The sequence below is a fragment of the Limosilactobacillus ingluviei DSM 15946 genome (genome assembly GCF_001435775.1).
Lineage (GTDB): Bacteria > Bacillota > Bacilli > Lactobacillales > Lactobacillaceae > Limosilactobacillus > Limosilactobacillus ingluviei.
In genome coordinates this window covers 1-23357 of record NZ_AZFK01000047.1, presented here as the reverse complement: position 1 = coordinate 23357, position 23357 = coordinate 1, and the positions used below count along the sequence as shown (strand labels likewise).

General features: G+C 51.8%; 16 protein-coding genes. 12 read left to right on the top strand and 4 right to left on the bottom strand.

The genetic code is table 11. The features are described from left to right. Positions 1–4 precede the first annotated feature (4 nt). From rpoB to FC43_RS06195, 4 genes are all read left to right on the top strand, one after another. Entirely contained in the window at positions 5–3586 is a 3582-nt protein-coding gene (gene rpoB, locus FC43_RS06210) for a DNA-directed RNA polymerase subunit beta (RefSeq protein ID WP_056954967.1), read from the top strand. Between the two features lie 20 nt (positions 3587–3606). Next, on the top strand, positions 3607–7266 hold the full coding sequence (gene rpoC, locus FC43_RS06205) for a DNA-directed RNA polymerase subunit beta' (RefSeq protein WP_056954965.1): 3660 nt from the start codon (positions 3607–3609) through the stop codon (positions 7264–7266). A gap of 95 nt (positions 7267–7361) precedes the next feature. Next, positions 7362–8525 (top strand): DUF998 domain-containing protein, encoded by a 1164-nt coding sequence (locus tag FC43_RS06200; RefSeq protein WP_056954963.1) that lies wholly within the window; start codon positions 7362–7364, stop codon positions 8523–8525. A gap of 233 nt (positions 8526–8758) precedes the next feature. Then, entirely contained in the window at positions 8759–9775 is a 1017-nt protein-coding gene (locus FC43_RS06195) for a C40 family peptidase (protein WP_056954961.1), read from the top strand. Positions 9776–9842: 67 nt separating this feature from the next. Here FC43_RS06195 and FC43_RS06190 read toward each other — a convergent pair whose 3' ends face one another. Next, positions 9843–10523 (bottom strand): prepilin peptidase, encoded by a 681-nt coding sequence (locus FC43_RS06190; protein WP_056954959.1) that lies wholly within the window; start codon positions 10521–10523, stop codon positions 9843–9845. Between the two features lie 324 nt (positions 10524–10847). On the opposite strand from FC43_RS06190, the gene rpsL reads away from it, so the two are divergent. The 5 genes from rpsL (at position 10848) to FC43_RS06165 (ending at position 15125) form a co-directional block, all read left to right on the top strand. Next, positions 10848–11261 (top strand): 30S ribosomal protein S12, encoded by a 414-nt coding sequence (gene rpsL / locus FC43_RS06185; protein ID WP_019206168.1) that lies wholly within the window; start codon positions 10848–10850, stop codon positions 11259–11261. 29 nt (positions 11262–11290) lie between these two features. Continuing rightward, the gene (gene rpsG / locus FC43_RS06180; protein WP_019206167.1) at positions 11291–11761 is read left to right on the top strand and encodes a 30S ribosomal protein S7; all 471 of its coding nucleotides are present in this window, start codon (positions 11291–11293) and stop codon (positions 11759–11761) included. Positions 11762–11874: 113 nt separating this feature from the next. Continuing rightward, positions 11875–13959: an elongation factor G gene (fusA, locus tag FC43_RS06175; RefSeq protein WP_019206166.1), complete on the top strand. Its 2085-nt coding sequence runs from the start codon at positions 11875–11877 to the stop codon at positions 13957–13959. A 69-nt stretch (positions 13960–14028) separates the two neighbouring features. Continuing rightward, a complete protein-coding gene (locus tag FC43_RS06170) occupies positions 14029–14487 on the top strand; it encodes a DUF3290 domain-containing protein (protein ID WP_056954957.1) in 459 nt (152 codons plus the stop codon). Continuing rightward, a complete protein-coding gene (locus FC43_RS06165; RefSeq protein WP_056954955.1) occupies positions 14484–15125 on the top strand; it encodes a DUF421 domain-containing protein in 642 nt (213 codons plus the stop codon). Before FC43_RS06170 ends, FC43_RS06165 begins: the two co-directional genes overlap by 4 nt. Positions 15126–15176: 51 nt before the next feature. Here FC43_RS06165 and FC43_RS06160 read toward each other — a convergent pair whose 3' ends face one another. The 3 genes from FC43_RS06160 to FC43_RS06150 all read right to left on the bottom strand — a co-directional run bounded on the left by FC43_RS06160 (position 15177) and on the right by FC43_RS06150 (position 20187). After that, positions 15177–16118, bottom strand: coding sequence for a sugar-binding transcriptional regulator (locus FC43_RS06160; RefSeq protein WP_056955022.1), 942 nt, complete (start codon positions 16116–16118; stop codon positions 15177–15179). Between the two features lie 228 nt (positions 16119–16346). Continuing rightward, the gene (locus tag FC43_RS06155; RefSeq protein ID WP_056954953.1) at positions 16347–18116 is read right to left on the bottom strand and encodes a glycerophosphoryl diester phosphodiesterase membrane domain-containing protein; all 1770 of its coding nucleotides are present in this window, start codon (positions 18114–18116) and stop codon (positions 16347–16349) included. 133 nt (positions 18117–18249) lie between these two features. Beyond that, positions 18250–20187, bottom strand: coding sequence for an ABC-F family ATP-binding cassette domain-containing protein (locus FC43_RS06150; protein ID WP_056954952.1), 1938 nt, complete (start codon positions 20185–20187; stop codon positions 18250–18252). Between the two features lie 185 nt (positions 20188–20372). Here FC43_RS06150 and FC43_RS06145 point away from each other — a divergent pair, with 185 nt between their 5' ends. The 3 genes from FC43_RS06145 (at position 20373) to groL (ending at position 23254) form a co-directional block, all read left to right on the top strand. Further along, the gene (locus FC43_RS06145) at positions 20373–21011 is read left to right on the top strand and encodes a redox-sensing transcriptional repressor Rex (protein WP_056954950.1); all 639 of its coding nucleotides are present in this window, start codon (positions 20373–20375) and stop codon (positions 21009–21011) included. 267 nt (positions 21012–21278) lie between these two features. Then, positions 21279–21560: a co-chaperone GroES gene (gene groES, locus FC43_RS06140; RefSeq protein ID WP_056954947.1), complete on the top strand. Its 282-nt coding sequence runs from the start codon at positions 21279–21281 to the stop codon at positions 21558–21560. 59 nt (positions 21561–21619) lie between these two features. Further along, the gene (groL, locus tag FC43_RS06135) at positions 21620–23254 is read left to right on the top strand and encodes a chaperonin GroEL (protein WP_019206158.1); all 1635 of its coding nucleotides are present in this window, start codon (positions 21620–21622) and stop codon (positions 23252–23254) included. The last annotated feature ends 103 nt before the right edge of the window (positions 23255–23357 follow it).

The following is a 23357-nucleotide window of genomic DNA, read 5'->3' as shown; positions in this document are numbered from 1 at the left end:
AGAGGTGAATAGTTTGGCCGGACACTTAGTAAAATACGGTAAGCACCGTACTCGTCGTAGTTATTCCCGGATCAAGGAAGTCCTTGACCTCCCGAACTTGATTGAAATTCAAACTGATTCTTACAACTGGTTCATGGACAAGGGTCTGCGTGAAATGTTTGATGACATCATGCCGATCGATGACTTCCAAGGGAAGCTGTCCCTCGAATTCGTTGATTACCAACTCTTGGAACCAAAGTACACGGTCGATGAAGCACGGGAACATGATGCCAATTACTCGGCACCATTACACGTAACGTTGCGCTTAACCAACCACGAAACTGGTGAAATCAAGTCTCAAGACGTCTTCTTTGGTGATTTCCCACTGATGACTTCGCAAGGGACCTTCATTATTAACGGGGCCGAACGGGTTATCGTTTCCCAATTAGTCCGTTCCCCAGGGGTTTACTACAACTCCGAAACGGATAAGAACGGCCGGCCAAACTACGGGGCCAACTTTATTCCGAACCGGGGGGCCTGGTTGGAATACGAAACTGATGCCAAGGGGATTTCTTACGTCCGGATTGACCGGACGCGGAAGTTGCCAATGACCGAATTGGTCCGTGCCCTTGGGTTTGGCTCTGATGATGAAATCATTGATATGTTAGGCGGCAACAGTGACTCCTTGTCAGCTACGATTGACAAGGACGTGCATAAGAATCCGGAAGACTCCCGGGTTGAAGAAGCCCTGAAGGACATTTATGAACGCTTGCGGCCGGGTGAACCAAAGACGGCTGACTCCGCCCGGAGTTTGCTGAACGCCCGCTTCTTTGATCCAAAGCGTTACGACATGGCGCCGGTTGGGCGTTACAAGACCAACAAGAAGTTGGCTATGAAGTACCGGTTGCTCGGGCTGACGTTGGCAGAAACTTTGGCCGATCCTGAAACGGGTGAAATCCTGGCGAACAAGGGTGACGTGGTAACCAAGGAAGTCTTGAAGAAGCTGGAACCAGCGTTGGAACAAGACGACTTCAAGATGATTACCTACACGCCATCGGATGAAGCCGTGGTAACGGAACCTGTTAAGCTGCAAAAGATCTTGGTTTACTCCAAGAAGGATCCCGACCGGGTCGTGCCGGTGGTTGCCAACGGCCACATTCCGTTGGAACTCAAGCACATTCAACCAGCCGATATTATTGCCTCAGTTAACTACTTCTTCAACTTGCAAGAAGGCATCGGCACGACTGATGATATCGACCACTTAGGGAACCGGCGGATTCGGTCGGTTGGTGAATTGTTGCAAAACCAATTCCGGATTGGGTTAGCCCGGATGGAACGGGTGGTTCGGGAACGGATGTCAATTCAAGACATCAACACCGTAACGCCACAACAATTGATTAACATTCGGCCAGTAGTTGCGGCCATCAAAGAATTCTTTGGGTCTTCGCAACTGTCCCAGTTCATGGACCAAACCAACCCCTTAGGGGAATTAAACCACAAGCGGCGGCTGTCGGCCCTTGGGCCAGGTGGTTTGACGCGGGACCGGGCCGGTTATGAAGTCCGGGACGTGCACTATACCCACTACGGGCGGATGTGTCCAATCGAAACGCCCGAAGGACCGAACATCGGGTTGATCAACAACCTGTCAACTTACGCCCGGGTGAACCAATATGGTTTCATTGAAACGCCATACCGGCGGGTTTCCTGGGAAACGCACAAGGTAACCGACAAGATCGATTACTTGACGGCCGATGAAGAAGATAACTACATCATCGCCCAAGCCAACACCAAGTTGAACGAAGACGGCTCCTTTGCCGAAGAAGAAATCATGTGTCGTGATAAGGAAGATTACATTACGACTTCCGCTGAAAACGTCGACTACATGGACGTTTCGCCAAAGCAAGTCGTTTCCGTAGCCTCGGCATGTATTCCATTCTTGGAAAACGACGACTCCAACCGGGCGCTGATGGGGGCCAACATGCAACGGCAAGCCGTGCCACTGATTGATCCGCACGCCGCTTTGATCGGGACGGGGATTGAATACAAGGCAGCCCACGACTCCGGGGTAGCTTTGATTGCCAAGAACGCCGGGACGGTTGAATACGTTGATGCCCGCCAAATCCGGATCCGCCAAGAAGACGGGACCTTGGATTCTTACAAGCTGATGAAGTTCCGCCGTTCCAACGGGGGGAAGAACTACAACCAACGGCCAATCGTCAGGGTCGGCGATCACGTCGATGCGGATGAAGTCATTGCCGATGGTCCAGCTATGGATCAAGGGGAATTGGCCTTAGGGCAAAACCCTCTGATTGCCTTTATGACTTGGCAAGGGTACAACTTCGAAGATGCCATCGCCATTTCCGAACGGCTGGTTAAAGACGACGTTTACACGTCCATTCACATTGAATCTTACGAATCCGAAGCGCGGGAAACCAAGCTTGGACCAGAAGAAATGACCCGTGAATTGCCAAACGTCGGGGCGGATGCCTTAAAGAACTTGGACGAAACCGGGATCATCCGGGTTGGGTCTGAAGTTCACGACGGTGACATTTTAGTTGGGAAGGTAACGCCAAAGGGGGTTACCGAATTATCCGCGGAAGAACGGCTCTTGCACGCCATCTTTGGTGAAAAGTCGCGTGAAGTCCGGGATACTTCCTTGCGGGTACCGCACGGTGGTGGCGGGATCATCCAAGACGTGAAGGTCTTTACCCGGGAAAATGGAGACGAATTAGCCCCTGGAGTCAACAAGATGGTCCGGGTCTACATCGCCCAAAAGCGGAAGCTGCAAGTAGGGGACAAGATGGCCGGTCGGCACGGGAACAAGGGGACGGTTTCGATCGTCATCCCAGAAGAAGACATGCCATTTATGCCTGATGGGACGCCAATTGATATCATGCTGAGCCCAATGGGTGTGCCATCCCGGATGAATATCGGTCAAGTTATCGAATTGCACTTGGGGATGGCGGCCCGGCAATTAGGGATTCACATTGCTACGCCAGTCTTTGATGGGGCAACTGACAAGGATGTTTGGGAAGCCGTCAAGGAAGCTGGTTTACCATCCGACGGGAAGACGATCTTGTACGACGGTCGGACCGGGGAACCATTTGAAAACCGGATTGCCGTTGGGGTCATGAACTACCTGAAGTTAGCTCACATGGCCGACGACAAGATCCACGCCCGTTCGATTGGGCCATACTCCTTGGTTACGCAACAACCATTGGGTGGGAAAGCCCAATTCGGTGGTCAGCGGTTCGGGGAAATGGAAGTTTGGGCCCTCGAAGCTTACGGGGCCGCTTACACCCTGCAAGAAATCTTGACTTACAAGTCTGATGACGTGGTCGGCCGGGTCAATACCTACGATGCCATCATCAATGGGGACCGGATTCCAAAGCCAGGGGTGCCAGAATCCTTCCGGGTGCTGGTCAAGGAATTACAATCCCTGGGGTTGGACATGAAAGTGTTAGACGGCAACCACGAAGAAGTGCAATTAAAGAACGAAGATGAAGAAGTAATCGACGTGCGCAAGCGGGCCCAAGCCAACCGTCAGGAAAATGACGAAGCGCAAGCAAAGGCTCCGGCAACGCCAAGCGAAGCAACCACTGATTAGTAAAGAAGGAGGATTGCCCTTTGATTGACGTCAATAAATTTGAAAGTATGCAGATCGCGTTGGCTTCACCAAACAAGATTCGCTCTTGGTCCTACGGGGAAGTAAAGAAGCCAGAAACGATCAACTACCGGACGCTGAAGCCGGAAAAGGAAGGGCTGTTTGACGAGCGGATCTTCGGGCCAACCAAGGACTACGAATGTGCTTGTGGGAAGTACAAGCGGGTTCGGTTCAAGGGCTTGGTCTGTGATCGCTGTGGGGTTGAAGTTACCACGGCCAAGGTCCGCCGCGAACGGATGGGTCACATTGAATTAGCGGCTCCCGTTTCGCACATCTGGTACTTCAAGGGGATCCCATCCCGGATGGGGCTGATCCTTGACATGAGCCCCCGGGCCTTGGAAGAAGTAATTTACTTTGCTTCTTACGTGGTGCTCGACGCCGGTGATACGCCACTGGAAAAGAAGCAACTCTTATCCGAACCGGAATACCGGGAAAAGAAGGCGGAATATGGGGACCGGTTTGTGGCTCAAATGGGGGCCGAAGCGATCCAAAAGTTGCTCCAAGACGTGGACATGGAAAAGGAAGCGGCCGAATTAAAGGCCACTTTAAAGGAAGCCACGGGCCAAAAGCGGACGCGGGCCGTTCGGCGCTTGGACATCTTGGAAGCCTTCTTGAAGTCTGGCAATAAGCCAGAATGGATGGTTATGGACGTCGTACCGGTGATGCCACCGGATCTGCGGCCAATGGTGCAACTTGAAGGGGGCCGGTTTGCCACCTCAGACTTAAACGATCTCTACCGGCGGGTTATCAACCGGAACAACCGGTTGAAGCGCCTGTTGGAATTGAACGCGCCAGGGATCATCGTGCAAAACGAAAAGCGGATGCTGCAAGAAGCTGTGGACGCCTTGATTGATAACGGTCGGCGGGGTCGTCCAGTGGCTGGGCCAGGGAATCGGCCACTTAAGTCCTTATCTCACTTGCTGAAAGGGAAGCAAGGGCGGTTCCGGCAAAACTTGCTGGGGAAGCGGGTTGACTACTCCGGTCGTTCCGTTATCGACGTTGGTCCATCCTTGAAGATGAGCCAAATGGGGTTGCCAATTCAAATGGCTTTGGAATTGTTCAAGCCATTTATCATGCACGAATTAACCAAGCGGAAGCTCGTCACGAACGTTAAGGCGGCCAAGCGTTTGATTGACAAGCAAGATGACAAGGTCTTTGACGTCTTAGAAGATGTCATCAAGGAACACCCGGTCCTGTTGAACCGGGCCCCTACCTTGCACCGGTTAGGGATTCAGGCCTTTGAACCAATCCTGGTATCCGGGAAGTCGATGCGGTTGCACCCACTGGTTTGTGCAGCCTACAACGCCGACTTCGACGGGGACCAAATGGCCATCCACGTCCCACTGTCCGATGAAGCGCAAGCCGAAGCCCGCTTGCTGATGCTGGCAGCTCACCACATTTTGAGCCCGCGGGACGGGGAACCAATCGTGGCCCCATCCCAAGATATGGTTATCGGGAACTACTACATGACCACGGAAGACAAGGCCCGCGAAGGGGAAGGGATGATCTTTGCCAACGCGGCCGAAGCCGAAATGGCCTACAAGGATGGTTACGTAGCCCTGCAAACCCGGGTTGGGATCAAGACGGCTTCTTACAAGAACAAGCCGTTTACGGACGACCAACGCGACAAGATTATGGTAACGAGTGTCGGGAAGATCCTGTTTAACAACATCATGCCAAAGGATTACACCTACATTAACGAACCAACTGACGACAACCTGCAAAACGGGGTGCCGGACAAGTACTTCTTGGCCAAGGGGCAAGACATTCACGAATACTTGGCCAATGCGCCACTGGTTCCACCGTTCAAGAAGGGCTTCTTGTCTGACATCATCGCTGAAGTCTACAAGCGCTACAAGGTGACGATTACCTCGGAACTCTTGGACAAGATGAAGGACCTCGGGTACTTTGAATCCACGATTTCTGGTTTGACGGTTGGGGTGGCCGACATCACCGACTTGAAGGAAAAGCCAGGGATCATCGAAGAAGCCCACAAGCAAGTGGCCCTTGTTACCAAGCAATTCCGGCGTGGTTTGATTACCGACAACGAACGCTACGAACGGGTCATTGCCATTTGGAATGACGCCAAGGATGAAGTCCAAGAAAAGCTGATTGAGCACATGGATATCCACAACCCAATCAACATGATGTCTGACTCCGGGGCACGGGGGAACATCTCTAACTTTACCCAACTGGCCGGGATGCGTGGTTTGATGGCTTCTCCATCCGGGAAGATCATGGAACTGCCAATCCTGTCCAACTTCCGGGAAGGGCTGTCTGTCTTGGAAATGTTTATTTCCTCTCACGGGGCCCGGAAAGGGATGACCGACACGGCCCTGAAGACGGCCAACTCTGGTTACCTGACCCGGCGGCTGGTTGACGTGGCCCAAGACGTGATTGTTCGCGAAGAAGACTGTGGCACGGACCGCGGGCTGGAAGTAACGGCGATTACCAATGGGAATGAAATGATTGAACCACTTTACGACCGGATTTTGGGCCGCTACACGATGAAGTCTGTCTTTGACCCAGAAACCGGTGAACGGATTGTGGCCAAGAACGTTCTCTTGGACGAAGAAATGGCCCAAAAGATCGTTGATGCCGGTGTCAAGAAAGTGACGATTCGCTCGGCCTTTACTTGCAACACTGAACACGGGGTTTGTGAACGGTGTTACGGGCGCAACGCTGCGACCGGAGACCAAGTTGAAGCCGGGGAAGCCATCGGGACGATTGCCGCGCAATCGATCGGGGAACCCGGGACGCAACTGACCCTGCGGAACTTCCACACCGGTGGGGTGGCCGGCAACGACGACATCACCCAAGGGTTGCCACGGGTGCAAGAAATCGTGGAATCGCGGAATCCGAAGGGGAAAGCCACGATTTCTGAAGTGACGGGTGAAATCGAATCAATCGAAGAAAACCCAGCCGAACAAACCAAGGACATCACCGTTAAGGGTGAAAACGACACGCGGACGTACACCTTACCAATTACTTCGCGTTTGAAGGTGGCAGAAGGTGACTTCATTCACCGGGGTTCTGCGCTGAACGAAGGGTCGATTGATCCAAAGGAATTGATTCGGGTTCGCGACGTCTTATCCACGGAAACGTACCTGTTGGCTGAAGTGCAAAAGGTTTACCGGATGCAAGGGATCGACTTGCTGGACAAGCACGTTGAAATCATGATCCGGCAAATGATGCGCAAGGTCCGGGTGATGGATCCAGGTGATACGGACGTCTTACCGGGTGAATTGATGGACATCAATCAATTCCGGGATGCCAACTACCAAACCTTGGTTGAAGGTAAGGTCCCAGCAACGGCGCGTCCGGTAATCCTCGGTATTACCAAGGCGGCCCTGGAAACCAACAGTTTCTTGTCAGCGGCTTCCTTCCAAGAAACCACCCGGGTCCTGACCGATGCGGCAATTCGCGGCAAGGAAGATCCACTGGTTGGTTTGAAGGAAAACGTAATTATTGGGAAGATCATCCCAGCTGGGACTGGGATGGGCACTTACCGCAACATCAAGCCCAAGGAAGTTACGGTAGCCAAGCCCGATCAAGCGGCATATACCATGCCAAACGCTTCGATTCGCGAAATGGAAGCACAAATGAAGCGCGACGAAAACTAATCGTCCAGCTGGTTAGCAACGCGCGATGAAAAGGGGTCGGAAATTCCGGCCCCTTTTCGCCGTACATAATTGAGATTGAGGTGGGGGAATTAGCAATGAAGAAGTATTTGGTGGAGGTACCAGAGGAAGTCGCAGAACGCTTGGCGAAGGCAGGGACCGTTTCGATGCACATCGAAAATCAGTGGTTGGTAATTCGGCCCGATGATGGGACGGCCTTGATTCCCCAATTAAAATTTGCCAGTTATGGCTTACCGGCGGTGGTGCTAGCGGGCGTCTTTTTAGCCGGGATCAAGTGGTGGTTGCCCCAGGTGCACACCCTGCCGTGGTCGGGTGATTATTCGATCAGCAGCGCAATTGCGACCCTCGGTATGATTAGCGGGGTACTGGCGTTTATGGTGGCGTTTGTTCGGCAGAAATTGAGCCAACACGGCCCGGTAGCGACCTTTACTTGGCGGAGTCTGTTTCCCCTGTTGATTGCCTGTGCCATGATTATTGCAATTACGGCCGAGGGCACCGGCTGGTTGATTGATCGGCTTTTCCCGGGCTTGCGCTTAGACCTTTATACGGCAACGGTCTTGGTGATGGTGGGCGTCAGCATCGTGAACTACCTATTGATCAACTTAGCCTACACGTTGTCACCAGGGGTGGTAATTAACCTGATGACCGTAATGATTGTTGGCGGGGTGGGGGTGTCAATGTTGGCGAACCCGACTAAGAATTGGTGGCAGCATAATTTTAGCTTTTTGGGGACCGCCAATAGTGGGACCGCTTGGCAATTCAATTTCACCCTGATTTTTTCGGGCTTATTGATGGCGACGCTGGTTGATTACCTCTTTGTTAATTTGGCCCCGCAATATCACACTAAAAAAACGCTTTGGTTACGGCTGTTATTGTTAGCGCTGGCGGCTAACATTGCGGGAATTGGCCTCTTTCCAAACGACCCGAAGTACCATCTGTTGCATGACCGGATTGCGATGTGGTTGGTTTACTTGCTGTGGCTGTTGATTATCGCGGTCCGGTGGTGTTTGCCCGGGGTCACCAAGCAGTTTTTAAAGGTGTCGTATTTGATCGGGGCAATCATGGTGCTGGACTACTTCATGTTTAAGGTCGTGGGCTACCTATCTCTGACAGCCTTTGAGCTGCTGGCGTTTGCCTTAGCCTTTGCTTGGCTGCTGTTGCTCTTCCAATACATTGAGCATCTACTGCCCGCTGGCCAGCAGGTGCTGCCGGTTAAACTTCAACCGGTTAAAAATGAATAACCAAATTTTATGAAGGGCGGGTGAAGGTCACGCGCCCTTTTTTGATGGCAAAACGAAGATTAATTTAATGATCTTTAAGGAATCTTTGACCTATTGCAGGGCCGTTACGAGCCCGGGGCATTTGTAAATTTAACGGACAAAGTGTAATGATCTGTCAATTAGCAGTAACTGGGGAGTAAATTCCAATCGGTATATTAAACGGTGGGTCTTGTCTAAAGACTCACAAATCAAAAATGGAGCTGATTAACATTAAAACGAAACAATTAGTCTTAGCCACGACGGCCGCCTTGGCAGGGACAGTCCTGATGACTTCCGCTAAAGCCAATGCCGATACGACCGTCACGGTCCAAAGTGGTGATACCGTTTGGGGCCTCTCCCAAGAATACCAAGTCTCAATGGCTTCGATCGTGCAAGCTAACCAACTGGCCAATCCGGATTTAATTTACGTTGGCGATCAGTTAACGATCCCAACGTCGGCGGCCAAGTCCAGCCAAAAAGCATCAAGTGCGACTGCTCAGCAAACGGCGGCCGCTGCTCCGGCCAGTCAAGCCACTAGCGCCAGTGCTACGGCCGTTACGGTGACGCTGCCGCTTAGTGCGACCCCTAGTGCCGCAACAAGCAGTTCAGCGGCCCAATTAGCAACCACGAGTGCCAATCAGTTGGCAACAACTCCCCGGGTTGAAAATAACGGGAGCACCAGCGTCAGTTTATTAGCGGCGGCGCCAGCCACTTCAACGGCCAATGTCGCAACGACGGCCGTTAATGTCGCTTCCACGACCCCAGTGACCAGCACTCCTGCGGTCAATAACAGCACGAATACGGCGGTAACGTCAGCTGCGTCAACGGCCCCAACCACCTCAGCTGCGGCGGGGACGGCCACAAATGGGGTGACGACTTACACGCCAAGTGAAGCGGTGGCCCGGGCCCAATCCGTTGAGGGCACGCCATACGTCTGGGGTGGCAACACCACCAGTGGGTTTGACTGTTCCGGGTTGGTTCAATGGTCATACGGGCTGTCCAGTGACTACCGGACGACTTACCAACAACAGGCCCTGGGGACCCACCAATGCGATATTGCCAACGCGCCGGCGGGGGCAATTTACTTCTGGGGTTCAGACAGTGCCCCATACCACGACGCGATTGCGACGGGGAATGGCAATTACATTGCGGCCCCGGATGTCGGCCAAACGGTGTCAACGTCATCCATCAACTACTACACACCAAACTACTACGTGGTGGTTGGTCAATAATGACTTCGGAAATTTAACCATTCATCTTTTCGATGCGGTCAGCACTTTTAGCTGACCGTTTTTTTGGTTACCAAGGCCAACCGGCGGGATAGGTCAGCAAGGTCAACCATAAGCCCGCGGTCAGGTAAGGAATCAATGGGACGGGCTGGTGGTGCCACAGCCGGCGGTCGCTCAGGGCCAATAAGCAGCCTAAAAGGATCACCGCACAAGTTGGGCGCGCGCCAATTACGAGGGTCAAAATGGCCAGCCACTCCCCATCACCGCGGCCAAAACCTGGGGCGAAGGTTAAACCGAGCCACAGCAAGGCCAGGAAACTGTCGAGCAGCCAGTGATGCAAAACGGGGGTCAAGACCAACAAGCCAGCGAAGCTCACGAGACACGGTGGGGTGATCCATTGGGCCTGCCAATCAGTGGTGACCATCATTAAACAGCCGGTGCTGACCAGCAACAGGGCCAGCCAATTGGTGAAATTGCTAGGAGCCAAGACGGCCCAGCTGCCCCCAGTTAAAGCTTCGGTTACCAGGGCCAGGGCGCTTAACCGGCAGTGACACCAGTAACAACGCCCGCCCTGGCTCAGCCAACCACTGATTGGGCACAATTGCCAAGCATGCAAGCGGTGGTGGCAGTGTTCACAGATGGAATAAGGTGGATAGGAGCGTTGGGGGGCCAAAAGGTGCCGGCTGGTCATGGTGGTGACAAAGGACGCCCAACACGCCCCAAAGCTAAAGTAGCAACTGAGTAATAACATTTAAAGTTCCTCCTTACAATTTGCAATCAGGTCCTACTTTATATATACGTTTTTTTAGCCAAATTGTTGCGTGGCAAATCAGTTTTTTTTCGCGGTGAGCGAAAAACCACGCTCAGTGGTCAAAAATTCTGGTCAAGCCGTTGACTTTCCTTGGCGTTCGTGTTAATTTAACAAAGGTGCTTTTTTAGCAACGGAAGGTCTGTCGGTGGGCAGACGAATGTCCCAGCGATAGCACAGAAAGAAATAGTACTCAAGCGCTTTTTTTTATTCGCAAAAAAGAACCGCCTGGGTATGTGGACTTAAAATTTAGGAAGGGGAAAAATAATGCCTACTATTAACCAATTGGTTCGCAAGGGCCGTAAGAGCCACAAGGGTAAGTCAAAGTCACCAGCCCTTGGTTACGTATACAACAGCTTCAAGAAGGAAGAAATCAAGGATCCATCACCGCAAAAGCGTGGGGTTGCTACCCGTGTCGGGACGATGACGCCAAAGAAGCCTAACTCTGCATTGCGGAAGTACGCCCGTGTGCGTCTGTCCAACCTGATCGAAGTTACGGCTTACATTCCAGGGATTGGCCACAACTTGCAAGAACACTCGGTTGTTTTGATCCGTGGGGGCCGTGTTAAGGACTTGCCTGGGGTTCGTTACCACATCATCCGTGGGACGCTTGATACTGCCGGGGTTGAAGGCCGGATGCAAAGCCGTTCCAAGTACGGTGCCAAGAAGCCTAAGAAGTAAGATCATAAAAAATAAGGAGGGATTAAGCAATGCCGCGTAAAGGACACATTGCCAAGCCAGAAGTTTTACCAGATCCAATTTACAACTCAAAGCTGGTTACTAGCATGATCAACCACTTGATGCTGGATGGGAAGCGGGGGACTGCTTCTAAGATCTTGTACCAAGCCTTTGAAATGATCAAGGAACAAACGGGGAACGATCCAGTTGAAGTTTTCGAACAAGCAATGGACAACGTTCAACCAGCCTTGGAAGTTAAGGCTCGTCGGATCGGTGGTTCTAACTACCAAGTGCCGATTGAAGTTCGCCCCGACCGGCAACGGACGTTGGCACTTCGTTGGTTGACTCAATACGCTCGTCTGCGTGGGGAACACACGATGGTGCAACGCCTCGCAAACGAAATCATCGATGCTTCTAACAACACGGGGGCTTCCATCAAGAAGAAGGAAGACACCCTGCGGATGGCAGAAGCCAACCGTGCATTTGCACACTACCGCTGGTAATTTTTTGAAGACAGTCGCCTGACTGGATTCATGCAAAGGGGCGACGCTGAATACTTTTCGTCACCCCTTTTTTCTCAAATTAAGACCAAATTCGAAGGGAGATAAATTTCAAGATGGCTAACAAGCGTGAATACCCACTTGCCAAGACCCGGAACATTGGGATCATGGCCCACATCGACGCTGGGAAGACCACGGCAACGGAACGGATCCTCTACTACACTGGGAAGATTCACAAGATCGGTGAAACCCACGATGGGGCTTCCCAAATGGACTGGATGGAAGAAGAAAAGGAACGTGGGATTACGATCACTTCCGCCGCTACGACGGCCGTTTGGAAGGAAAACCGGATCAACATCATCGACACCCCAGGGCACGTGGACTTCACGGTCGAAGTTGAACGGGCTTTGCGGGTGCTGGACGGTGCCGTAACGGTGTTGGACGCCCAAGCCGGGGTTGAACCACAAACCGAAACGGTTTGGCGGCAAGCCGACGACTTCAACGTGCCACGGATCGTCTTTGCCAACAAGATGGACAAGTTGGGGGCCAACTTTGACTACTCTGTTCAAACGATTAAGGACCGTCTGAACGTTACGCCATTGCCATTGCAACTGCCAATCGGGGCCGAAGATGACTTTATCGGGCTGGTTGACTTAGTTGAAATGAAGGCTTACATCTACGACGAAGACAAGCTGGGGGAAAACTGGGATACGGTTGAAATTCCGGATGACCTCAAGGATGAAGCCCAAGCTCGTCACGATGCCATGATCGAAACGTTGGCTGACGTCAACGACGACATCATGGAAAAGTACCTGGAAGGGGAAGAAATTTCCGTTCCTGAACTTAAGGCAGCCATTCGGCAAGCCACGCTGAACATCGACCTCTTCCCTGTTTTAGCTGGTTCTGCTTACAAGGATAAGGGGATCCAAATGATGTTGGATGCCGTTGTTGACTACCTGCCATCTCCAGTTGACGTTAAGCCATTCGTGGCCACTGACGAAGACGGCAACGAAGTACAATTGACGGCCGGCGATGACAAGCCATTCGCAGCCTTGGCCTTCAAGATTGCTACTGACCCATTCGTTGGGCGGTTGACTTTCCTGCGGGTTTACACTGGGTCTTTGCAATCCGGTTCCTACGTGCTGAACGCTACGAAGGGGAAGCGGGAACGGATTGGTCGTCTGCTGCAAATGCACTCGAACCAACAACAAGAAATTCCAGAAGTGTTCTCTGGGGACATTGCCGCTGCGATCGGTCTGAAGAACACGACGACTGGGGACTCTTTGACGGACCCAGATCACCCACTGCAACTGGAATCCATGGACTTCCCAGAACCAGTTATCCAAGTTTCGGTTGAACCGAAGTCCAAGAACGACCAAGACAAGATGGACAAGGGGCTGCAAAAGTTGGCTGAAGAAGACCCAACTTTCAAGGCAGAAACGAACCCTGAAACTGGTGAAACGCTGATCGCCGGGATGGGTGAATTGCACTTGGACATCATCGTGGAACGGTTGCGCCGGGAATTCCACGCCGAAGTTACGGTTGGTAAGCCACAAGTTTCCTACCGTGAAGCCTTCACGAAGCAAGTTTCCGCCCAAGGGAAGTTTGTTCGTCAATCTGGTGGTAAGGGTCAATACGGGGATGTCTGGATTGAATTTACGCCACTGGAAGAAGGGGAAGGTTTCCAATTCGAAGACGCCATTGTCGGTGGGGTTGTGCCACGTGAATACATCCCAGCCGTTGAACAAGGGCTGAAGGAAGCCATGGAAAACGGGGTCTTAGCTGGTTACCCACTGGTTGACTTGAAGGCTAAGCTCTACGATGGTTCCTACCACGAAGTCGACTCCTCTGAAGCAGCCTTCAAGGTGGCCGCTTCCTTGGCACTGAAGAACGCCGCACCGAAGGGTGAAGCCGTCATCCTCGAACCAATCATGCGGGTTGACATCGTTGCTCCAGAAGACAACCTGGGGGATGTCATGGGTCACGTTACCGCCCGGCGTGGTTCGATCGACGGGATGGAAGAACGGGGGAACGCACAACTCGTGCACGCCTTCGTTCCGCTGTCTGAAATGTTTGGTTACGCTACGACCCTGCGGTCTGCTACCCAAGGTCGTGGGACCTTCACGATGACCTTTGACCACTACTCTGCTGTGCCAAAGTCCATCCAAGAAGAAATTATCGAAAAGAACGGTGGCAAGTAATTCTTGCCCTGAACTTAAAAAAGGTCGGGAGACGTCCCGGCCTTTTTTGTACATAGCGAGGTAAAAACGATGACTTTTTACACTTACGATTATTTGCAAGCCCAACAGCATGTTACCCAGTGGGTCGTAGCCCTCGGGTTGGTCCTTTTATTGTTGGGAACCTTAGTTGGGGCGTGGCGTTATTTCCGGCAGCGGTACCGGACCCGCTCGCGTGACTTAAGCATTATTATGGTGTTGCTAATGGCGATTTTGTTGGGCATTCAGTGGGAACATTACCTGACCAGTCGCACGACCGCCGCTCAGAGCAGTCAAATGCTGCCCTTTATCCAGGCCGTGGCCGTTGATCATCACCTCAAGCCCGACCAAGTCTTGGTTAACTCAACGACTTTGGCTGACGGGATGATTATTCGGTTCCAAAAACGGGACTATCAGGTGCACCTGAATGCAGATAACAACAGTTATACTCTGACCCGCGCCCACGTGATCAATCATCAGGTCCTTGTTAAAGATGCGGAGGTGAAAAAATGAGCAGTTATGGTTTGATTGCCCTCAAATTTGTGGTGGGGATGATCATGATGATCTTGCAAATCAATTTGTTGGGCAAAGTTGAATTTGCACGTAACACCCCTTTGAACCAAATCCAAAATTATGTCCTGGGGGGAATTATTGGTGGGGTGATTTATAACCCCGCGATTACCATTTGGCAATTTCTGATCATCCTCTTGTTGTGGTCCTTGATTGTTGCAATCGTGAAATTTGGCCGGGAACACAGCCGGTGGCTACGCCTCCTAATTGATGGCCGGCCGGTCATGTTGATTGCTGACGGCCAGCTGCGGCCGACGGCGTGTTTGCAAGTCGGCTTGTCGGCCAACCAATTAATGGAGCAGCTGCGCAACAGTGGCATCACCACGCTTAGTCAGGTCAAGAGTGCCGTGATGGAAACCAATGGCCAGCTGACGGTCATCGAAAAGGACGCCGCCAACCTTAAACTGCCCTTGATTAGCGATGGCCAGTTAAATGCGGAAGTCTTAAGTTTAATTGGAAAGTCCCCGACTTGGGTGCAGACCCAGCTGCAAGCAGCGGGGCTCCAACGGGTGGAACAGGTTTTTGTCGGGGAATATGTAAATGGGGAATTGCGGGTGGTGCCCTACCCGCAATCAGCGTAAAGGAAAAGCGGAGTTAACGAGTGCGTTCGTCAACTCCGCTTTTGGGTTGTTTTAGTTCAATTCGTTTAAGACTCGCAGGGCAATGGCTTCACTCATTACTAAGTCAGTAAAGAGTTCGCCCCGGAGCGCCCCCAAGGCGGCTTTAAATTTGGCCTTACCTTGGACGACCCCAAAGCGCCGCGGAATTTTTTGAATATCACTGAGGGCCATGCCGACGGTTTTGTCATCAGCTTTGTTAAGGAAGTGACCGTTGATATCATACGGCCGCCCGTAAATCATCCCGGCCACTTGCGCCGGATCGACGTTCGGGAAGATTGAAGCCTTGTGGGCCCGCCACAGGGGCATCGAGTCAATCGATTCTTCGGTCCCTAACCCGCAGATCAATAATTGGGCTTGCTTGGCGACTTCCAAGGTTTGCTTGATGGAAGGCTCTTCAATAAAGCCTTGGCGGACGGCATCGTTAATGATGTATAACGGCCCGGGAATCGTGTAGTAGTGCGCGTCATATTTTGTGGCGGCCCATTGCGTCATCCGCATCGAACCCGTTGAAGAGTGGTAGCGCATGTTTTCACCGATGAACTGAACAAAGGTCAGATCGTCCCGCTCCGATTTTGCGAAGTGACTGATGACATCATAAATGGTCTCACCCCACGACAGGCCCACGATTTGACATTGCTTAATCAAAGCTTGGGCTTGGATCGCCGCAAAGGCGGCCACGCGGTCGTCGCGGGTTCCAATGTTTTCGGGGTCCTTGATGACGTAGAGTTGCTGGATCTTAAAGTGCTGCTTTAATTGTTGCTCCAACTCCACGCTGCGTTCGTAATTCGAATGCACGGTGATTTCGACGATTCCGCTGGCCAATGCCTCATCCAGGTATTTCAAAATTAAGTAACGGCTTAGCGAATATTTTTCCACCATTTTGTTAATGGGCATCTTGCTGAAGTAGTAATCTTGGGCAAGTTGACCCAACAAATGTACGTGTTGTGCGTCCATCATTCATCCCACCTTTTATAAGTTAATTGGCGTATTTACCCGTTTTTCGGTCAAACGGTTTTCATATCCCACTATCTATTTATAATTGTAACCAGTTTTTTGACGAACGACAAGCCAAAACGAGCTGATTATCTTTTTAATGAATTTTTAAAACTGACAACGCTGCCATAATTTTTGGTGGAGCTAAAAAGCCCGGGGCACTAAGCTAAGCCCCGGGCTTTGGGATGATTAATTTGGCAACAGGTCCAAGAAGTTGGCCAGCTGGTTTAGGTAGGATTGGTGCCCAGTCAAAGCTTTGATTTGGGCTTGCACCGTGGTTAAATTGTCCGTAATCAACCCATCGGCGTGGTCAAAGATCAACTGTTTGATCACCGCGGGCTCATTGGCGTCCCACGCTAAGACCGGCTTGTGTTGGCGGTGGGCTTGGGTGATAAAGTCCTGATTTAAGGTCGAATATTCCATGGAGTAGCCATCCGCTGCGCTGTTGGGGAAGGTAAAGTTGTAGGGTTGAATGTAATAGACCGTTAACGCGGGGTTGGCACGTTGGAGCTGCCGGACGGCCGTGTAATCCAGCGAATGTACCCGATCGTGATGGGCTAACAGGGTTGCCCCATAGCGGTGGTTAAAGCGTTGGATCATGTCGGCCGAATCGTGAGGTGTGGTCTTGATTTCGACCAGCAGTGGTTGGTGGAGTTGCTGAGCGACTTTTAGGTACTGATCAAACGACGCAACGGGCGCTTGGTGGCCATTTTCTTTCGCCGTTAGGGCCGTCAGTTGATGCAGGGTTAATTGATAAGGGGCTTTATTAACCCCCGTCAAAGCCCGCAAATTTTCATCGTGCATGACCACAAATTGGTGGTCCTTGGTCTCATGGACGTCCATCTCCACGAAGTCTGGGTGGAGCTGGGCAGTCTTTTTCAGGGCCGGAATCGTATTTTGCACCCCGTTGCCATTGACGACGCCACGGTGGGCAATTGTGAGGGGGCGATTTAGACTGTGGCCACTGAAGTAGGTGCTGGCGTTGGCGGCCGCAGCTAAGGTAAACAGGGCGATTAAGGCTACCGGCAGCCCCCACTGGCGCCAAGTCGTCCGGCGGTGACCAAAGACCAGGGGGTGCGGGGGCAATTCATCCGCAATTAAGATCAAGAGGCTGAGGATGGTTTGCCAAACGATCAAGAACTCACTGCCGAGTTGGACCAGGGTTAGATTCGCGGTTGCTAAGTGGTGCGGCCACGGGGCGGGCAGCAGATCAAAGCCCGCTTGAGCCACCAAACTGGTCAGGTAAAAAAGTAAGCTGACCAGCGTCGTCAGCACCGCCAAAGCGAGGAGTTGTTTGACCAAGGGCCACCACTGGCCATGTGCGGTGCGTTGCCAACTGTTGATGAAGGCTGCTTTGGTATGGGTATGGTGATAAACCATGGTTGGCAGGGTATACAACAAGCGGACCCCGAAGGCGAGGATCACGACGTAACCAAGCACGGCCCCGCTGAGCAGCCAGCCGTTACGGGTCAGGTAGTCCAGGATGAAGGCGGGGATTTTGACCTTGGCTAAGAGTGGGGTTTTGAAGATCAGATTACTGACCGGCAGGATCAAGATTAAATAGCCCAGTAAAAAGGCTAACGAGCCCAAGCGCATGTGGGCCAGGGAAGCCCAACTCTCGCCCAGCCAATTGCGCCAGTCAAAGCGGTCGCGGGCCAGCTGGCGGACCGCAATCAAGAGGAGGGTAAACTGCGCATAAATGACCCATAGCAACGCCAAAAGTTCAATAAGTAAGGCGATGACCACCAGGGGATGGTGGGTGAGGATCGTAACCACGTTTTGGTAGGAGACAAAGGGGATTTCGCCCGCTTGTAAAATCCAGGTGGTGGCGAATTTAAAACTGGGAATCACGAGAAATTGAATCAACAAATCCAAGCCGTAGCTTACGGCGACAAAGGTCAACCAGTGGGCCCGGAAAATTTGCCGGTGGCGCTTAAAGGCGCTCCAAAACGCTGGCATAATTTCCTCCTTTTTCTTTACATGTTTTTCATGTGATCATTATGCCACATCTGCCTGCTGCCCAAAAGAAAACCGCTCCCAATGGCAGCGGTTTGTGTAAACTTAGGCGAGCATTCAATTTTAATGCGGCTTTTTATGCTTGTTCTTGATCAAAGCTTTCCAAGGCTTCGGCCGCGTCGGCCCAAGCTTCTTCAGTCTTAGCCAGCTTGGCACTGACTTGATCCAACTCTTTTTGTAGGTCACTGAGCTTGGCAATGTCGGTGGCAATGTCGGGCTTGCTCATCTCTGCTTCAATCGCGGCTTGTTGTTCGCTCAAGTCCGTCATCGTTTGTTCCAATTGATCGGCTTGGCGTTGGAGCTTGCGGCGGGCCCGTTGGGTTTCCTTGCTTTGTTGGTAGGATTGTTGCTTTGCCGATGGCGCGCTGGTGGTTGGGCTTGCGGTGGCCGGCTGGCTGGCCGCTTGCTTGGCCAGGGCTGCGAGGTAGTCGTCGTAGTTGCCTTCGTACGCCGTCATCTGATCCTTGGTTACCGCCAAGACGTCGGTGGCCACTTGGTTGATAAAGTACCGGTCATGGGAGATAAACAGCACGGTCCCCGGGAACTCATTAATCGCCGTTTCCAAGACTTCCCGACTGTCAATGTCCAAGTGGTTGGTCGGTTCATCGAGAATCAAGTAGTTGATCGGTTCAAAGGAGAGCTTGGTTAATTCCAAGCGGGCCTTTTGTCCCCCCGATAAGTCCTTGACCAGCTTAAAAACGTCATCGCCCACGAATAAGAAACTCCCCAGCAAGGAGCGAATTTCGGTTTCGGGGACTTCTGGATGGTCATCCCACACTTCATCGAGGACGGTCTTTTCCGGGTGCAGTTGTTGTTGCTCCTGGTCGTAGTAGCCGATTTGCAGACCGACCCCAAACTTAATCTCCCCGCTGATGGCCGGCAGTTTATGCAAGAGGGTCTTGAGCAACGTGGATTTGCCGATCCCGTTGGGGCCGATGATGCCGATCCGCTGGCCCTTGGTTTCAGTAAAGGAGAAGGGACCGGCTAAGGGCTGGTCGTGGTAGCCGATTTTTAAATCTTGAACCGTTAACACATCGTTGCCGCTTGGTTCACCGTAGGTAAAGGAGAAGTGAATGGAGCGGTCATCGCTGACCGGGCGGGTTAAGCGGTCCATTTTTTCCAGCTGCTTGCGCCGGGCTTGCGCGCGCTTGGTCGTCGAAGCGCGGACAATGTTGCGGTTGACAAAGTCTTCTAAGGCGGCAATCTTTTTTTGCTGTTGTTCGTAGTGCTTTAGTTCAGCTTTGAGCTTGTCAGCCTTATGGTGCATAAAAGCAGTGTAGTTCCCGGTGTAGTGGGTCAACGTTTTGTTATCCAGATCATAGACTTCATTAACGACCTTGTCTAAGAAGTAGCGGTCGTGCGACACGATTAATAAGGCCCCGGCATACCCCTTTAAGTAATCTTCCAACCAACTCAAGACCCCCATGTCAAGGTGGTTGGTTGGTTCGTCGAGGATCAACAAGTTGGGGGCTTGGAGCAGGATTTTGGCCAGGGCCAACTTGGTCTTTTGCCCTCCGGAGAGCGAATTGACCGGCATCTCATACATGGTTTCGCTAAAGCCAAAGCCGGTTAGGACCCCGCGAATTTTAGAATCAATAGCAAAGCCGTCCTGCTTTTTAAAGCTGGTTTGCAAGTGATCATATTCGCTGAGAATTTCTTGGTAGGCCGGACTGGTGGCATCCACGCTGGCCAGCTGTTCTTCTAAAGCGTGCAGCCGCTTTTCCATCGCGTGAAGCGGCGCAAAGACGCCGTCCAATTCGGCCCAAATCGTATTTTGACTGTCAAGACCTTGATCCTGGGCTAAGTAACCGATTGTGACGTTTTTGCCGACGGCCAGGGTCCCTTCATCGGGTTCGGTAATTTGGGCCAGGATCTTGAGCAAGGTCGTCTTCCCCGCCCCGTTGCGGCCGACCAAGGCGACCCGGGCCTGATCATTGATTTGTAAGTTGATATTGTGAAATAAAACGTCCGCCCCAAACCGGCGCAAGACGTCGTGGGTTTGCAATACAAGCATTTTGTCAAAACCTATCTTTCTATCCGTTCTTATCTTCAGTCAATCCAAATTTTACCATGCTTTTTTACCAACCAACCATAACTTTTCTTGCAATTAGGTTCACAAAGGAGCCGGGAATTGCTAGAATAAGTTGTATGCTAAATTCACAAGAACCATAAATTTTTAGTTAAGGAGGGAATGTGAACATGCCATCTCGGAAAATTCCGCGGGCGACAGCCAAGCGACTGCCGGTCTATTACCGTTACTTGAACGTGCTCTTGAATGCCAATAAGAAGCGGGTGTCATCGACTGAATTATCAGAGGCAGTCCAAGTTGACTCTGCCACGATTCGCCGGGACTTCTCTTACTTTGGTGAATTAGGGAAGCGGGGCTACGGCTATGATGTCGAGAGCCTGTTAAAGTTTTTCCGGGGGATCTTGAACCAAGACAAGCTGACCAGTGTCGCCTTAGTCGGGGTCGGGAGCCTGGGGAGTGCCTTGATGAATTACAATTTCCACCAAAGCACCAACTTACGGATCAGCGCGGCCTTTGATCCGAAGCCGGAATTGGCGAATACGATCAAGAGTGGGATTCCGGTTTACCCGGCGTCTGAATTAAAGAAGCAGATTAAAGAACAACAAATTGACGCGGTCATCTTAACCGTGCCCGGGGAAAAATCCCAGGCCGTGACGGATGAACTCGTTGAAGCGGGGGTTCACGGGATCTTGAACTTTACCCCGGTCCGGTTGTCAGTTCCTAAGGATGTCCAAGTTCAAAATATTGATTTGACGAATGAATTGCAAACCTTGATTTACTTTATTGAAAGCAACAAGGGGCAAGAATAGTTCGCCGTTTTTCCCAAGCAGGTGTGGCTTGGGTTCGTTAGCGCTGTTCCAGCTGAGCTGGGGCAGCTTTTTTGATACCGATGCCAACGACGCCCTACCAATCGCTCGGCCAATACGTCAAAAAAGGTCAAACTTTTTGGTTGCAATCTGACTGAACCGTGTTATAGTAGAAAATGTAATTAGCACTGAACGAGGTTGAGTGCTAACACTCCTCAACCAGGAGTGCTAAAATTACGGAAACTAGAATTATTATATGGAGGGATTAACGTGTTAAAGCCATTAGGAGATCGCGTAGTTCTGAAAGCTGAAGAAGAAGAAAAGACGGTTGGGGGCATTGTGTTAGCTTCCAACGCCAAGGACAAGCCTACGACGGGGAAGGTTGTTGCTGTCGGTGAAGGGCGGACCTTGGACAATGGTCAACACGTTGCCGTAAGCGTTAAGGAAGGCGATAAGGTCCTCTTTGATAAGTACGCCGGCCGGGAAGTTGAATACGACGGGGAAAAGTACCTGGTCGTTCACGAAAAAGACCTGGTGGCCGTGATTGATTAACCGCCACGATTAAGTTGGCCAATTGATTAAGTTTGAAATTAATTTGAGGTGAAATAAGAATGGCAAAGGAATTGAAGTTTGCTGAAGATGCACGTCGGGCAATGTTGCGCGGGGTTGACAAGTTAGCTGACACGGTTAAGACGACGATTGGGCCAAAGGGCCGCAACGTGGTCTTAGAACAAAGCTACGGCTCCCCAACGATTACTAACGACGGGGTGACGATTGCCAAGAACATCGAATTGGAAGATCACTTTGAAAATATGGGGGCCAAGCTGGTTTCTGAAGTTGCTTCCAAGACTAACGACATTGCCGGGGACGGGACGACCACGGCGACGGTCTTGACCCAAGCGATTGTCAACGAAGGGATGAAGAACGTGACGGCCGGGGCGAACCCAGTTGGCATCCGGCGCGGGATCGAAAAGGCTACGGCCGCAGCCGTGGCTGAATTGAAGACGATGAGTCACGATGTCAAGACCAAGGATGACATTGCACAAATCGCTTCGATCTCTGCTGCGAACCCAGAAGTCGGCCAATTGATTGCGGACGCAATGGAAAAGGTTGGTAACGACGGGGTTATCACGATTGAAGACTCCCGTGGGGTGGACACTAGCGTGGACGTGGTTGAAGGGATGAGCTTTGACCGCGGGTACATGTCCCAATACATGGTTACTGACAACGACAAGATGGAAGCTAACCTGGACAACCCATACGTCCTGATCACGGACAAGAAGATTGCCAACATCCAAGATATCTTGCCACTGCTTCAATCCGTTGTGCAAGAAGGCCGGGCCCTGTTGATCATCGCCGATGACATCACGGGTGAAGCCTTGCCAACTTTGGTTCTCAACAAGATTCGGGGAACCTTTAACGTGGTAGCGGTAAAGGCGCCAGGCTTTGGTGACCGGCGCAAGGCCCAACTGGAAGACATCGCAGTCTTGACCGGTGGGACGGTAATCTCTGATGACTTAGGGATGCAATTAAAGGACGCGACGATTGACCAACTTGGTTCAGCCAACAAGGTAACGGTTACCAAGGACAACACGACGATCGTTGACGGGGCCGGGGACAAGGCCGCAATTGCCGACCGGGTTGAACAAATCAAGAAGGCCATTGCCGAAACTTCCTCTGACTTTGATAAGGAAAAGCTCCAAGAACGGTTGGCGAAGTTAGCCGGTGGGGTTGCCGTTGTTAAGGTCGGTGCCGCTACGGAAACTGAATTGAAGGAACGCAAGTACCGGATCGAAGACGCCCTGAACGCTACGCGGGCCGCTGTCCAAGAAGGGTTCGTTCCTGGTGGTGGGACGGCCTTGGTAAACGTCATCCCAGCCTTGGAAAAGGTTGAAGCCGAAACGACGGGCGACGAACAAACTGGGGTTAAGATCGTAAAGGCGGCCTTAGAAGCACCAGTTCGTCAAATTGCTGAAAACGCTGGGGTTGAAGGCTCAGTAATTATCAACCAACTGAAGAACGAACAACCAGGGATTGGTTACAACGCGGCGGAAGACAAGTTTGAAGACATGGTCGCAGCCGGGATTGTGGACCCAACCAAGGTTACCCGTTCAGCACTGCAAAATGCGGCCTCTGTTTCAGCCTTGTTGTTGACCACTGAAGCAGTGGTAGCCGACAAGCCAGAACCAAAGGACGCTGCTCCAATGAACCCAGCCGCTGGTGCCGGCATGGGTGGGATGATGTAATCCCTTACCAACTTAACCAAAAGTCGCGGGCGACCGCGGCTTTTTTTGGTTCTACAATATTTGGTACTGATGGGAGTAAAATCCTGTTAGTACCATTTTTGTT